Genomic DNA, 14679 nt, shown 5'->3' on the forward strand with positions numbered 1-14679 from the left:
AAGATACCGGAGGCTAGCCCACCCGGACGACAAGAACGGAGCCGCCGGCCCGCCACGCGGGACAGCCCAGGAGATCCGGGATCCATCACGATCAGTGACAAAACCGTCGAGTGGCTGTCCCCACAGCCAGCACCGGGACGAGCGGCTAGGAACGTGCCGCGCCCCGCCGGAGGGCGCGGCCGAGGCGGTCGACGGCCTCGTCCATGAGTTCGGCTGGGGCGGCGGCGTAGGTGAGGCGCAGATGCGGGGCCGGGGGTTCGGCGGCGTGCCACGGACGGCCGGGGAAGACGATGACACCCTCCGCAGCCGCAGCGGCGGCCAGCGCGACGTCGTCGGTACCGTCGGGCAGGCGGCTCCACAGGTGCAGACCGCCACGCGGGACCGCCGGTGGGACGAGTTCCGGCAGCTGCCGGCGCAGCGCGGTCAGCAACGCCTCGCGCCGGGTGCGTAGCGCGGTGCGCAGGGCACGGCGGTGACGCGCCCAGGCGGGAGCGGTGACGAACTCGAGCGTGGCCTGTTGCAGCGGGCCGGCCACGAAGAAGTCGTCGAGCAGTCGGGCCGCCCGCAGCCGGGCGCCGGCCGGGCCACGGCCGCCGATCGCGGCGACCCGCAGCCCGGGAGCGGCGGATTTGGTCAGCGAACGCAGGTAGACGACATGCCCGTCGGGGTCGTCGGCGGCCAGCGGTGGCGGGGCCTCGCCGTCGATGGTGAGGTCGCGGGCGTAGTCGTCCTCGATCAGGAACGCCCCGGAGTGGCGGACGACCCCGACGACTTCGGCCCGGCGGTGACCCGCCAGGGTCGCGCCGTGCGGGTTGGCGTGCAGCGGCTGACAGTAGAACAATCGCGCGCCGGTACGGGCGAACGCCGCGGCAAGCTGGTCGGGGAGTACGCCGTCGGCGTCGGCGGGCACCGGCACCACCCGCAGTCCCGCGGCTCGGGCTGCGGCCAGCGCGCCGAGGTAGGTCGGCGACTCGACGAGCACGGTGTCCCCGGGCGCGGTGAGCCCGCGCAGCGCGGACGACAGCGCGGCCTGCCCGCCGGGACAGATCACCATGTCCTCGGCGCGCAGCCCGCCCCCGGACTCGCGGGCGAACCAGGCGCGCAGGTCCTCGCGGCCCTCGACGGGCCCACGCTGCCAGGCGGCGGGCTGCCGGGCGGCCCGGGTGAGCGCGGCGCCGAGCGCGGCGGCCGGCTGCAGATCCGCGTCCAGGTAGCCGCCGGACAACGCGATCGCTCCAGCAGGAGGTAACGCCAGTAGCGCCTGCATCTCCTCCTCCCCCGCCGGGCGGGGGCCGAGCGCCACGGTCTGCCACGACAGGTCGGGTGCGCGCCGCTCGTCCGGCCGGGCGGCCACGAAGGTGCCCCTGCCCGATCGCGCCTCGATCAGGCCCTGGGCCACCAGCTGCCGGATCGCCTCGGTGACGGTAACCGGCGAGGCCTGATGCCGGGCGGTCAGTTCCCGCACCGAGGGCAGCCGCGCGCCGGGCTCCGCGGCCACCGCGAGCTGGCGAAGATCTTGGATAACGCGAGTCACCGAGTTACGCTTACCCATGAGAGGCAAGAGTAGCGCTACTGTCAGGACCACGGTAACGGCGGATCGGGCGGTTGGTCTCGCCCTCGGCGCGCTGGGCGTGCTCGCCTTCAGCATGTCGCTGCCCGCCACCCGCGTCGCCGTACGACAGCTCGACCCGTGGTTCGTCGCCTTCGGCCGGGCCGCCGGCGCGGCGCTGCTGGCCTGGGCGTACCTGCGGCTCACCGGAGCGCCGCTGCCCACCCGGAGCCAGTGGCGGCGGCTGTCGATCGTCGCCCTCGGCGTCGTCGCCGGCTTCCCGCTGTTCACCTCGCTGGCGCTTATCACCCAGACCTCGGCACACGGCGCGGTCGTCATCACCGCGCTGCCCGCGATGACCGCCGTGTTCGCGGTGCTGCGGGCCGGCGAGCGCCCGCCGCTGCTGTTCTGGGTCGCGAGCACCGGCGGGGTACTGGCCGTACTCGCCTTCCTGGTCACCAGCGGTGCGGTGCGCGGCGCGCTGTCGGCCGCCGATCTGTTCCTGCTCGCGGCGGTCGTGCTGTGCGGCCTGGGGTACGCCGAGGGCGGCGCGCTCGCCCGCGAGTTGGGCGGTGCCCGCACCATCTGTTGGGCGTTGCTGCTGTCGCTGCCCGTCACCGTGCCCAGCACTGTGCTGTCCGCCGCGACCCGTCCCCCACACGCCGATCCCGCCGCCTGGTTGGCCTTCGGCTACCTCACCGCGGTCTCCATGTTCCTGGGCTTCTTCGCCTGGTACGCGGGCCTGGCCCGGGGCGGTATCGCGCAGGTCGGCCAGATCCAGCTCGCCCAGCCGGTGCTCACCCTCGTCTGGTCGGTGCTGCTGCTCGGCGAGACTGTCACCCCCGCCTCGATCGGGGCGGCGCTGGTGGTGCTGGCCTGCGTCGTGCTGATCCAGCGCATCCGCGACAGCGCTCCGGCACCCGCCGTCCGACGGTCCTGACCCTGCCCGCCCCCGCCCGTCTCACCGCCGACGAGCCCGCAGCCCGCGATCTGCTGACCCACCACGGCACCGGCGACCTCGGCACCGCGACCGCCTGGCCGGAACGCTCTCCCGCCCCGTACCATCCACCCTTACAGCTCGGCGGGCACGACGGTTACGAAAGGTGTGAGACGTGGTGGTAGCTGGCTTCTCAGGGATTCACCACATCGCGCTCAACGTGTGCGACCTCGACGCCTCGGTGCGCTGGTACGGCGATGTCCTGGGCTTCTCGCTGCTGTTTCCCTGGGACACCGACAGCTTTGACCGGCGGCTCATGCGTCACCCGAGCGGGGTCGTCATCGGGTTGACGACGCACAAGCACGCGGATGCGGGCACGGGGTTCAACGAACGCCGCACGGGGCTCGACCACCTGGCGTTCGCCGTGCCGACCCGGGCCGAGTTGGAGACGTGGGCCTCCCGGCTGACCGATGCCGGCGTCGCGCACTCCGGGATCACGGTCACCCCGGCGACGGGCTTCACGCTGATCGCGTTCCGTGACCCGGACAACATCCAGCTCGAGATGTACCTCGCGGAGGATGCCCCGGATCGCTGACCGGGCACGCCTGGTCGCGTCGTGGGCGGACAGCCCGGCGACCGGGGCCACTCGTTCGACCTGGCCGGCCACCGGTCGTCCAGGTCGCCGAGCTGTTCCGCGCCCGGTCGGCCGACCCGCGCGGCGTGCTGTCGGCCGCCCAGTTCCATCCGGAGAAGTCGGCCAACAGCGGCGGAGTCCGTCCGACCTCGACGGACGGTTGAACCCGGCCTCCGGCCGGCCCGACGCCCACACCCATGCCTCGCGGCCGTGGCCCGATCGCCGGCCGTGACCCGGTCGGGCGTCCCGCCAGCAACGTCCCACGGAGCAGCCGCACACACCCCGGGTACACACGCGGGGTATACACCCGGTGTATGGTCCCGGCATGAGTGTTCCCCTGACCCTTCTCGGCTTGCTCGAACGCGAGCCCAGCCACGGCTACGACCTCAAGCGCGACTACGACAACTTCTTCAGCCGGGGCAAGCCGCTGCCGTTCGGCCAGGTCTACTCGACCCTCGGCCGCCTCGCCCGCGACGGCAAGATCGTGATGACCGAGGTCGAGCCGGGCGTAGGCCCCGAGCGCAAGCGCTACGTCATCACCGAACGGGGCGCGACCGACGTCGAGTCGTGGCTGACCGAGCCGGTCAGGGCCGAGCCCAACCTGCAGACGGTGCTGTTCACCAAGGTCGTGCTGGCGCTCATGCTCGGCCGCCCCGCCGAGGAGTACCTCGACATCCAGCGCACCGCGCACCTGCGGCGGATGCAGGAGCTCACCGAGATCAAACGCAGCGGCAACCTGGTCGACGTCATGCTGGCCGACCATGGCCTGTTCCATCTGGAAGCCGACCTGCACTGGATCGACACGACGGTCGCCCGGCTGGACGCCCTCGGAAAGGTGGTGCGGGGGTGAAGGCGATCGAGGCACGAGACGTCGTCCTGTCCTTCGGCGAGACCCCGGCACTGCGGGGCGCCAGCGTCTCGGTGGCCCCGGGCGAGATCGTCGCCATCATGGGGCCGAGCGGCTCCGGGAAGTCCACCCTGCTGCACTGCCTGGCCGGGATCCTGGTGCCGAACGCCGGCGAGATCCACTTCGACGGCCGCCGGATCGACACCCTGGACGAGAACCAGCGCAGCGCCCTGCGCCGGGACTGCTTCGGGTTCGTGTTCCAGTTCGGACAGCTCGTGCCGGAGCTGACCGCGGAGGAGAACGTCGCGCTGCCGCTGCTGCTCGGCGGTGTCAAGAGGACGGCGGCGCTCAAGCAGGCGCGGCCCTGGTTCGAGCGGCTCGGCCTCGCCGGGCTGGAGCGGCGCCGGTCCGGTGAGCTGTCCGGCGGGCAGGCGCAACGCGTCGCCCTGGCCCGCGGCCTGGTCGCCCGGCCCGGGGCGCTGTTCGCCGACGAGCCGACCGGGGCGCTCGACTCGCTGACCGGCGAACAGGTCATGGACCTCTTGGTCGTCTCGGCCCGCGAGCAAGGAACGACCGTCGTCCTCGTCACCCACGACGCCCGCGTGGCCGCGTACGCCGACCGCCAGGTCATCGTGCGCGACGGCAAGGTGAACGCGCTGGTGCGGTCATGATCCGGTTCGGTCTGCGGCTGTCCCTGTCCGGGGGCCGGGAGGCCGCCACCCGGCTCGTCGTCATCGCCACCGCGGTGGCGCTCGGCGTCGGCATGCTCCTGACGACACTCGCCGGAATGAACGCGGTCGGCACGCAGAACCAGCGGTACGCCTGGCTCAATACCTCCGTCGCCGGGGCCTCCTCCGACGCGTCCGTCGACCCGATGTGGTGGCTGATCCGGGAGGACTACTACCACGGCCAGTCCATCGGCCGGGTCGAGGTCGCGGCGCTCGGCCCGCACTCGCCCGTCCCGCCGGGCATCCCGCAGTTGCCCGGGCCGGGCGAGTACTACGTCTCACCCGCCCTCGGCGAGCTACTGCGGACCACCCCGGCCGCGGAACTCAGCGACCGCCTCCCCGGCCGCGAGATCGGCGTCATCGGCCGGGCGGGGCTGCCCTCCCCCGAGTCCCTGCTTGTCGTCATCGGGCGAACCCCGGCCGAGCTGGAGCAACTGGGAGCCCAGCAGGTCACGGAGATCATGACCACCTCCCCGAGCGACTGCAGCAACGGCTGCTACGTCGGGCTCAACGCGGCTGCCATGACGCTCGTCCTTTCCGTCGTGGCGGCCTCGCTGCTCTTCCCGGTGCTCATCTTCATCGGCACCGCGACCCGCCTCGCCGCCACCCGCCGGGAGCAGCGCTTCGCCGCGATGCGGCTGATCGGTGCGACGCCGCGGCAGATCTCGGTGATCTCGGCGGTCGAGGCGGCGCTCGCCGCCGCCGCCGGGACCGCTGCCGGGTTTGCCCTGTTCTTCGCGTTCCGGCCCGGGCTCGCCGCCATCCCGTTCACCGGCGAGCCGTTCTACGCCGCCGACCTGTCGCTCGGTGTCGTCGACGTGCTGCTGGTCGCGTTCGGCATCCCGGCCGGTGCGGTGCTGGCCTCCTGGCTGGCGCTGCGCAGGGTACAGATCTCACCGCTCGGCGTGAGCCGGCGCGTGACGCCTCGCCCGCCGCGCGCGTGGCGGCTGATCCCGCTGATCGCCGGGCTCGCCGAGCTGACCTACTTCATCGGCCGGCGGCCCGACAGCACCAATGGCCAGCTCACCGCGTATCTCTCCGGATTCGTGCTGATCCTGATCGGGCTGCTGCTGGCGGGGCCGTGGCTGACCATGGTCGGTGCGCGGGTGCTGGCCGACCGGGGGAGCCGGCCCGCCACGCTCATCGCCGGCCGGCGGCTGGCCGACAACCCGCAGGCGGGGTTCCGGTCCGTCAGCGGGCTGATCGTGGCGTTGTTCGTGACCAGCGTGGCGACCGGGGCGATCACCACGTTCGTCGCCAACCACGGCGAACCGCGCGCCGATTCCGTGGCCGCGACGTCGCTGTCGAAGGTCTTCTGGCCGCAGGACGGACCGGCCCCGGCCGTCGAGCAGATCCCGGCCGGGCTGTCGGCGATCCCTGGGGTGCGTAGCGTGACCCTCGTGCACCTCAACCCCGACCGGGACGGGTGGCATGGCGTGATCACCTGCGCCGAACTCGCCCGCCTGGCGGTGTTCGGCAGTTGCCCCACCGGCGCGCAGGTCGCGGCCGTGCCGGCTGATCTCATCGGCAGGCGCGCGTTCGGCCTGACCGGCGACGAGTACGTCTGGGACGCCGCCAGCGCCGCGCCGACCGAGGTGGACCGGCAGCCGATCCTGTCGGTGGTCGTCGACACGACCAGCCCTTCCGCGTTCGAACAGGCCCGCACGATGCTGATCGACGCGCTTCCGCTGGGACGTTTCCCGGCCAGCGTCGGCGAGTGGGAGGCCGACTCCGCGCGGCAGCTTACGCAGTTCCAGCAGTTGGCCAACGTGGTCATGCTGGCCAGCCTGCCGATCGCGGGTTGCAGCCTGGCGGTGAGCGTGGCCGGCGGACTCACCGATCGGAAACGGCCGTTCGGCATGCTGCGGCTCACCGGGGTGCAGCTACGCACACTGCGCCGAGTGGTTGCCCTGGAGACCGTCGTACCGCTGCTCGTCGTCGCGGCGGTGGCGACCGGGATGGGGTTCCTGGCCGCGCATCTTTTCCTGCGGGCGCAACTGGGCTACACGTTGCTGCCGCCGCGCCCGTCGTTCTACCTCATGGTCGCCGGCGGGCTGACGGTGTCGCTGGGCATCATCGCCTCGACGCTGCCGCTGCTGCGCCGGATCACCGGTCCGGAGGCGGCCCGGAACGAGTGAGCCCCGGCGCCGGCAGACCTGCGCGCGGCCCTGGCCCAGATACACCAGCCGTCCCGCAGGTCTGCCGTGCCGTGGCTTGCCTTCGCCCGATCCGCGGCTCGAAGCAGGGCCTTCCGCATCGGCGCCGATCGGCCGGAGCGGCGTAGGCCCGTCAGCGGGACCGAGCCCGGGTCAGCAGCCCTGTCGTCCGCTGCTGATCAGGTACCGGGAGCCCTGCCAGTCGATGTAGCCGACCGCGGCGACGCAGTGGTTCGCGGTGTTGGTGACACCTCGCGGTCCCGCGTAGTAGGCGTAGTTGCCGAGGTCCTCGCTGGAACTGGCCGCCACGGTGCACGGCTGCCCCTCGCCGGACTGTTCCGTGCATCGGTACGCGCGTACGTAGGTCGGCGCGGCAACGCCGTACGCGGCCCCCTTGTGGTAGAAGCACGCGCTGTTCGTGCCGCCGTTGGAGGTGTTGTAGAAGATCGTCAACTCGCCTGGGCCGTAGGTCTCGCTGTAGCTGACGGTCCCGGAGCACGAGACGGCGGCCTGCGAGGGTGACGACGTGGTGACGACGAATACGCCGCTCATGGTCACCATGGCCAGTAGGAGTGCGAAAACCCTGCGGACGTGACGCAAGACCTGATCCCTTCGTTGCGCTTGCCGGCTGAGGCGAAGCTCGCGGACGGACAAGGCGATGTCGAGCCTGCCTGTGGAGGATCAGCGACGCTGACCGGAGACCCACTCCGGCCAGGCTGGTGAATGATCGGATTCAAACGATCACGCTGACACTGACCGATCGAACATCACCTATGGTGCGAAGTCTGCCAAAAGTCGGCTCTCGGGTCGATACCGGGCAACTGTCGAATCAACGACAGTCACTGCCTACGCCACCGCCGACCCACCGGTCACTGCGGGCCCGGCCAGCCGGTGAGCTGCCCATCCCGGCCCGCGAACGCGTCCCGGACCCGGCGAGCCCAGAGGAAGGCCATCGGCAGGTAGTCGAACTCGTACGCCGGCCCCATCCGCTCGGCCAGGTCGGCGAACTTGACCAGCTCGAACAGGGCGGCGACCGGCCGGGCCACCCGCCACGCCTCCAGCAGCACGCCCGGGGGCGCGAACCGCCGCCAGCCCTCCAGATAGGCCGCGACGTGCCTGCGGGCGTCGGCCTCGCCAACGGCGTGCAGCCAGCCGCCGAGGTCGAGCAGCGGGTGGGACACGGCGGCGAAGCTCCAGTCGAACAGCAGCGGGCCGGCCGGCCGGCTGGCCGCGTTGTGCTGGTGGAAGTCCCCGTGCACCAGGCTCAGCGGCAGGTCGACGTCGTCCAGTTCGGCGCACCGGTCCTGCAACCACATCCCGACGCGGGTGAGCTGGCCCCGGTCCGGCGCCCCGGACGGCTGCCACAGCTCCGCGCGCCGCAGCAGCGCCGGCACCCGGCCGGCCAGGTCGTCGAGCGTGACCGTCGGACAGCCCAGCTCGCGCAGCGGCCCGGTCCGATCGACCGTGCCGACCTGGATGCGGGCCAGCATCCGCAGGGCACCGGCGGCGTCGCGCACCGGCGGCTGGGCGCCGAAGTCCGCGCTGAGCCACCAGCCGTGGTCGGGCGAGTGGGCCAGCACCTCGGGGACGGCGTCGGGCCAGGACCGGGCCAGGTGGCCGACGAGCTGCGGCTCGTGCGCCAGGTGCGGCAGTCCCGCCTTGAGGAACACCCGGCCGGCGGAGGTCGGGGCACAGAGCACGCACGACGTCGTCCAGTGCCGGATCTGGGCGACCGGCCCCGTCCGCCGTTCCCCCCGCTGCGCCAGGACGGCGTCGATCCAGTCGACCGCGCCGGCGTACCAGCCCGGCCGGAACCACGGCGGTCGCGTCCCGGGCGCGGGCCGGTCGAGCCAATCCCGCACGGTGCCGGCGCCGAACGCGCGGGCGTCGAACCAGGCGTACCCGCCGGTCGGCTCCCCGCCCAGCGGCTCGGCCACGAACACCGTCGCGTCGAGCGGGTCGAGCAGGGCCACCGCGACCCCGGTGGCGGCGGCCACCGCCGCCGGGAGCTGGCTGCTCGGCGGCGGCCAGGAGGAGGCCAGCCGCAGCCGGGGCAGGGCGGGACCGGCGCCGGCGCGCCGGCCGAGGATCCGCGCCCGGTCTGCCGAGGCGACGATCACCTCCACCTCGACCGGCCCGGCCGCCGCGTCGGTGGCGGTCACGGTCGTTCCCCGGCACTGCCGCTCGACGCCCTCGGCCGGGACGGGAGCACCGGCCCGGCCGGCGCGGGGCTGCGCCGGTCGTGCAGCGACTGCACGCCGACGAGGTCGTCGGGGATGGCGTCGGGCGCCTCGGTGTCGAACCGGGCGATCGCGTCGATCCGGGACGCCACCAGGACGAGCACGACGATGGCGAGCCCGGCCAGCACGTAGACCAGCGCAATGCCCCGTCCCTCGCCCACCCCGACCACGGCACCGGCGGTCGAGGCGAGCGCCCCGCCGGGCATCAGCCTCGGCCCGAAGAACGCCGTCGCGGCCGGGGCCAGCACGGCGAAGCCGAGCGGCAGCGTCGACCAGGAGATCATCTGGTTGAGGGCGGCGGCCCGGCCGTGGTACCGCTGCGGGATCTTCACCTGCACGATCGCCCGGTAGATGCCGGTGGTCAGGGTCAGCCCGGCGGCGATCCCGCAGGCGCCGGCCGCCACCAGCAGCAGGTCCGGGCGCAGGCCGACCAGGATGCAGGACAGCGCCATGACGAGCATGGACAGCAGCACGCCCCGCATCGGCCGGCGGGCGGGCCCGCCCCAGACGGCCACCACCAGGCCGGCCACGGTGGCGCCGAGCCCGGAGACGAACGACACCCGGGCCACGTCGCCCAGCGTGCCGAAGGACAACACCAGCGGGCTGGTCAGGATCAGCGGCGGGGCCAGGAAGACGTTCAGCACCAGGAAGAAGATCAGCATCGCGCGCAGGTGCCGGTGGCCCCAGGAGAACCGGAAGCCGTTGGCGATCTCGGCGAGCAGCGGCTCGCGCCGGTGCCAGCCCAGCATCGCCGGCCAGCGGATCAGCGCGGTGACCGCGATGGCGAAGGTGTAGCTGACGATGTCGAGCACCAGGATGCCGTCCAGGCCGATGGTGGCCAGCATCCCGGCCGCGAGCAGCGGTACGAACAGGGTGCCGAAGCCGTTGACCATCTCGACCACGCCGATGGCGTGCCGCAGGAACCGCTTCGGCACGAGTTGCGGCACGGACGCGACGTAGGCCAGGCGCTGGAACGCGGTCGCCACCGACAGCCCGACCATCAGGCTGTAGAGGTGCCAGGTCTGGAGCGTGTCGGTCCACAGCAGGACGCCGAGCGCGAGCTGGAGGGCCCAGGCCGCGATGTCGCCGCCGAGCAGCACCGCGCGGCGGTGGGACCGGTCCACGACCGCGCCGGCCAGCGGCGCGACCACCAGGCCCGGCACCAGGCCCAGCGTGACGAAGAGGGCGAGCTGGGCGACCGACCCGGTGTTGAGGTAGATCCAGATCGGGATGGCCCAGGCGGTGAACGCCGAGCCGATCAGGGAGACCAACTGGCCACTGGCCACGCCGAGGAACCGGCGCATGCTCGGCTCGGCCGGCCGGCGCCGGGCCGCGGCCGGCGCGGGGGCCCGGCCCGCCGGGTCGGCGGGGTCCGCGGGGGCGACGCGGTCGGCGCGGTGCACGCCGTGCAGCCACCAGTCGCTGTCCGGGCCCCGGCGGGCCAGGGTCAGCGCCGCGCCGTCGTCCTCGGCGAGGGCCGGGTGGGTGGCGGTGACGATCTCGGCCAGCTCGGCGGCCCGGTACCGGTTGAAGTAGTGGCCGCCCTCGTCGAGGAGCACCAGCGCGCACGTGTCGGACAGGAAGTCCCACTCGCGGAAGCGCTCCTCGTAGTAGTCGGTCGCCGGGTCCTGCTCGCCGGCGACCGAGATCACCGGAGCGTTGATCTTGGTGATGCGCCGGTCCAGCAGCCCGCTGTAGTAGTCCTCCGCGCTGCGCGTGTCGTGCCGCATGTTGCGGATGATCCGGTTGACCTCGTCGAGGCCGAGTTCCTCGATGTCGACGCCCCGGCCGACGAGCCGGTTGATGAAGGTGCGGTTGCTGCGCAGCGCCTCCATCTCGGCCAGCCGGGACATCCGTTCCAGGAGTCCCCGGGGGCGGGCGAACGGGAAGATGCCGCCGACGTACACGGCGTCGATCACCCGGCCGGCGGCCTCCAGCCGGCGGGCCACCTCGACCACGAGCGCGCTGCCGATGCCGCAGTGCCCGTAGAGGACCAGCGGCCCCGTCACGTCGCGGAGGATCTCGGCGACGCAGCCGTCGACCAGGTCGGCGAACTCGGTCGTGTCCTGCGACCCGCCGGCCTCCTGCCCGTGGATGGCCACCGAGTACAGCCGGTGGCCGGCCGGCATCGCCTCGGACAGCGCCTGGTAGACCGCCGCGCTGCCGCCGCCGTACGGGACGCAGACCAGCGACGACACCAGGTCACCGGCCGGTATCGGCCGGGTCAGCTCGTGCAGCAGCCGGGCCGGCGCGGCCTCGCCGGCCGGCTCGTCGAGCAGCCGGGCGAGTTCGCGGACCGTCCGGCAGCGGAACAGGTCCATCAGGGAGATCGCGCCGCTGCCGCCGTCGGCCTCGACGCCGCGCCGGATCCGGGTGACGGCCTGGGTGGCCAGCAGCGAGTGCCCGCCGATCAGGAAGAAGTCGTCGTCGATGCCGACCCGCTCGACGGTCAGCAGCTCGGCCCAGATCCCGGCGATCAGCCGCTCGTGCGGGGTGCGCGGCTCGGCGAACTCGTGCTCCGCCTGCCAACCCGCGTCCGGGTCCGGCAGCGCGCGGTGGTCCAGCTTACCGTTCGGGGTGAGCGGCAACGCGTCGAGCAGCACGAACGCCGCCGGCACCATGTAGTCGGCGAGGCTGTGCCCGATGTGGTCACGCAGCCCGGCGGCGGTCGGCCGGTCGCCGTCGGCGGCCGGCACGACGTAGGCGACCAGCCGCCGGTCGCCGCCGCCGTCCTCGTCGACCAGCACCGCCGCCGTGCCCACGGCCGGGTGGCTGCGCAGGGCCGCCTCGATCTCGCCGAGTTCGATCCGGTACCCGCGGATCTTGACCTGCCGGTCGACCCGGCCCAGGTACTCCAGCGTCCCGTCGGCCAGCCAGCGCACCCGGTCCCCGGTGCGGTACATCCGGGCGCCGGGCGTCCCGCTGAACGGCTCGGGCAGGAACCGCTCGGCGGTCAGCCCCGCCCGGTTGAGGTAGCCGCGGGCCAGGCCGGCGCCGGCGACGTACAGCTCGCCGGGGACCCCGGCCGGCACCGGGTTGAGGTGCCGGTCCAACACGTAGCCGCGCAGGTCGTCGAGGGTGCGGCCGATCGGCGAGGAGACCTTGCGGCGGACGTCGGCGCGGCGCAGGCGCTGGGCGGTGACGTGCACGGTCGTCTCGGTGATGCCGTACATGTTGACCAACGCCGGCCGGTCGTCGCCGTACTGGTTGAGCCAGTGCCGCAGCTCGCGCACGTGCAGCGCGTCGCCGCCGAAGACGATGGTGCGCACGTCGAGGTCGGCGAAGGACCGGTCGGTCTCGGTGAGGGTGGCGCGCAGCCCCCGGAACGCGGCCGGGGTCTGGTTGAGCACGGTCACCCGCTGCTCGGCCAGGACGTCCAGCAGCCGCTCCTGGTCGCGTACGGCGTCGGCGGGGACGACGACCAGCCGGCCGCCGTAGGCCAGCGCGCCCCACATCTCCCAGACGGAGAAGTCGAAGGCGTACGAGTGCAGCATCGCCCAGACGTCGGTGTCGTCGAAGTCGAAGTGCTCCTCGGTGGCGGTGAGCAGCCGTACCACCTGGCGGTGTTCGACCAGCACCCCCTTCGGGGTGCCGGTGGAGCCGGAGGTGTAGATGACGTACGCGAGGTGGCCGGGGCCGGCCGCCGGCGCCGGGTCGTCGGCCGGTCCCCCGGTGGCCGTTTCGGCGGGCGGCTCGTCGTCGTCCAGGCAGATCACCCGCGCCCCGTGGCCCGGCAGCCGGTCGCGCAGCTCGCGTTCGGTGATCAGGATCGACGCGCCGGTGTCGGCGAGGATGAACTCCAGGCGTTCCCGGGGGTAGGCGAGGTTCAGCGGTACGTAGGCGCCGCCGGCCTTGAGCACGCCGAGGATCGCCTCGACGGTCGCCACGCTGGGTTGCAGGTGCAGGGCGACCAGGGTGTCCGGACCCACCCCGAGGCCGCGCAGCCGGTGCGCCAGCCGGTCGGCCCGCCGGTCGAGTTCGCCGTAGGTGACCCGGGTCGAGTCGCAGACCAGCGCGACGGCGTCCGGCCGGCGGGTCGCCTGCGCCTCGAACAGCCCGTGCAGGGTGTGCTCGACCGGGTGGCGCGCGGCGCCCGCCGACCACTCGCCGACGACGAGCGTCCGCTCGTCGTCGGTGAGCAGGTCCAGGTCCCGCAGCGGGGCGTCCGGGCGGGCGGTCACCGCGCGCAGCAGCTGCGTCAGGTGCCGGCTCATCCCCTCGACCGTGGCGGCGTCGAACAGCGCCACGTTGTAGGTGAACTCGCACCACAGCCGGCCGTCGCCGGTCTGCACGGCGAGCAGTTCCAGGTCGAACCGGGTGGCCGACAGGTCGAGGACCTCCCACCGGGCGGCCGGGCCGTCCCGGCCGGCCCCGGCGGCGTGGTCGCGCATCTGGTAGTTCTGCAGGGCGAAGGTGACCTGGAACAGCGGGGAGCGGCTGACGTCCCGGGGCACGCCCAGCTCCGCGACGATCTGCTCGAACTGCACCTCCTGGTGGGTGAGCCCGTCGAGGACCGCCTGCCGGGTCCGGGTGAGCAGGCCGCCGAACGACTCGGCGTCGTCCAGCCGGGCCCGCATCGGCAGCATGTTGACGAACATGCCGACCAGGCCCTCCAGCTCCGGGTGGTTGCGCCCGGCGACCGGGGAGCCGACGGCGAAGTCGTCCTGCTCGCTGTAGCGGGCCAGGAGCAGCTGGTAGGCCGCCAGCAGGGTCATGTAGAGCGTCGCGTCGCGTCGGCGGGCCAGCTCCGTGAGGGCACCGGTCAGCTCCGCGTCGACCTCGAACCGGTGCGTCGCGCCGTCGAAGCGCTGGGTCGGCGGCCGGGACCGGTCGGTGGGCAGCTCCAGGGCGGGTACGCCGGCGAGGTGCCCGGTCCAGTGGTCCAGCCCCCGCCCGGCCCCGTCGTGGTGGCGCTGCCAGTGGGCGTAGTCGCCGTACTGCACGGGCAGCGGCGGCCAGGTCGGGGCGGTCCCGGCCCGGCGGGCCCGGTACGCGGTCAGCAGGTCGCCGACCAGCACGTCGATGGACCACCCGTCGCTGACGATGTGGTGGGTCTCCAGGGACAGCAGGTGGGCCTGCGCGCCGTACCGGATCAGCCGGGCCCGGACCAGCGGCCCGGCGGCCAGGTCGAAGGGGCTGGCCGCGTCGGCACGGGCGAGGTCCAGGGCCTGCTGGCGGGCGTCGGCGGGGTCCTCGGCGGTCACCTCGGCGAGCTGGAGCGGCACGGCGAGCGTGGCGGCGACGGCGACGGACGGCTCGCCGTCCGCGACCGGCGGGAAGCTCATCCGCAGGCTCTCGTGCCGGGCGGCCACGTCGTCCAGGGCGGCCCGCAGGGTCTCCGGGTCCAGCTCGCCGTCCAGCCACACCCCCACCGAGACGTGGTACGCGGTGGCGCCGGCGCCGAGCTGCTCGACGAACCAGAGCCGTTCCTGCGCGTACGACAGCACGCGGGGTTCGTCCGGCGGCCGGGCCGTGACCCGGGGGCCGGAGTCCGCGCGGGGGCGCAGCATCCGTTCCAGCAGGGCCTGCTTGGTCGCGGAGAGCCGGACGTCCCGGGTGGCCGAGTCCGGTGCAAGGGACATGCGTGG

The 14679-nt window shown here is 73.5% G+C and carries 9 protein-coding genes; 5 read left to right on the forward strand and 4 right to left on the reverse strand.

Annotation, left to right across the window (positions count from 1 at the left end):
- Nucleotides 1-145: 145 nt before the first annotated feature.
- Nucleotides 146-1552, reverse strand: a complete 1407-nt coding sequence (locus C5N14_RS08760) for a PLP-dependent aminotransferase family protein (RefSeq protein WP_117667334.1) — start codon at nt 1550-1552, stop codon at nt 146-148.
- Between C5N14_RS08760 and C5N14_RS08765 the strand changes: the two genes are divergently transcribed.
- From C5N14_RS08765 to C5N14_RS08785, 5 genes are all read left to right on the forward strand, one after another.
- Nucleotides 1551-2489: a DMT family transporter gene (locus C5N14_RS08765; protein ID WP_117667336.1), complete on the forward strand. Its 939-nt coding sequence runs from the start codon at nt 1551-1553 to the stop codon at nt 2487-2489. The genes C5N14_RS08760 and C5N14_RS08765 overlap by 2 nt on opposite strands.
- 172 nt (nt 2490-2661) lie before the next feature.
- The gene (locus tag C5N14_RS08770) at nt 2662-3081 is read left to right on the forward strand and encodes a VOC family protein (protein WP_117667338.1); all 420 of its coding nucleotides are present in this window, start codon (nt 2662-2664) and stop codon (nt 3079-3081) included.
- Nucleotides 3082-3445: 364 nt separating this feature from the next.
- A complete protein-coding gene (locus tag C5N14_RS08775; protein WP_117667340.1) occupies nt 3446-3970 on the forward strand; it encodes a PadR family transcriptional regulator in 525 nt (174 codons plus the stop codon).
- Nucleotides 3967-4638, forward strand: a complete 672-nt coding sequence (locus C5N14_RS08780; protein ID WP_117667342.1) for an ABC transporter ATP-binding protein — start codon at nt 3967-3969, stop codon at nt 4636-4638. Before C5N14_RS08775 ends, C5N14_RS08780 begins: the two co-directional genes overlap by 4 nt.
- Nucleotides 4635-6833, forward strand: a complete 2199-nt coding sequence (locus tag C5N14_RS08785) for an FtsX-like permease family protein (RefSeq protein WP_117667344.1) — start codon at nt 4635-4637, stop codon at nt 6831-6833. Before C5N14_RS08780 ends, C5N14_RS08785 begins: the two co-directional genes overlap by 4 nt.
- A 171-nt stretch (nt 6834-7004) precedes the next feature.
- On the opposite strand, the gene C5N14_RS08790 is transcribed toward C5N14_RS08785, so the two are convergent.
- The 3 genes from C5N14_RS08790 to C5N14_RS08800 all read right to left on the reverse strand — a co-directional run bounded on the left by C5N14_RS08790 (nt 7005) and on the right by C5N14_RS08800 (nt 14673).
- Nucleotides 7005-7403: a hypothetical protein gene (locus C5N14_RS08790; RefSeq protein WP_243639330.1), complete on the reverse strand. Its 399-nt coding sequence runs from the start codon at nt 7401-7403 to the stop codon at nt 7005-7007.
- Between the two features lie 317 nt (nt 7404-7720).
- Nucleotides 7721-9013, reverse strand: a complete 1293-nt coding sequence (locus C5N14_RS08795) for a phosphotransferase (RefSeq protein ID WP_117667348.1) — start codon at nt 9011-9013, stop codon at nt 7721-7723.
- Nucleotides 9010-14673: a non-ribosomal peptide synthetase/MFS transporter gene (locus C5N14_RS08800; protein WP_117667350.1), complete on the reverse strand. Its 5664-nt coding sequence runs from the start codon at nt 14671-14673 to the stop codon at nt 9010-9012. The genes C5N14_RS08795 and C5N14_RS08800 overlap by 4 nt, the downstream gene beginning before the upstream one ends.
- Nucleotides 14674-14679 lie beyond the last annotated feature (6 nt).

This window comes from Micromonospora sp. MW-13, assembly GCF_003434305.1.
In the GTDB taxonomy this organism is placed as follows: domain Bacteria; phylum Actinomycetota; class Actinomycetes; order Mycobacteriales; family Micromonosporaceae; genus Micromonospora.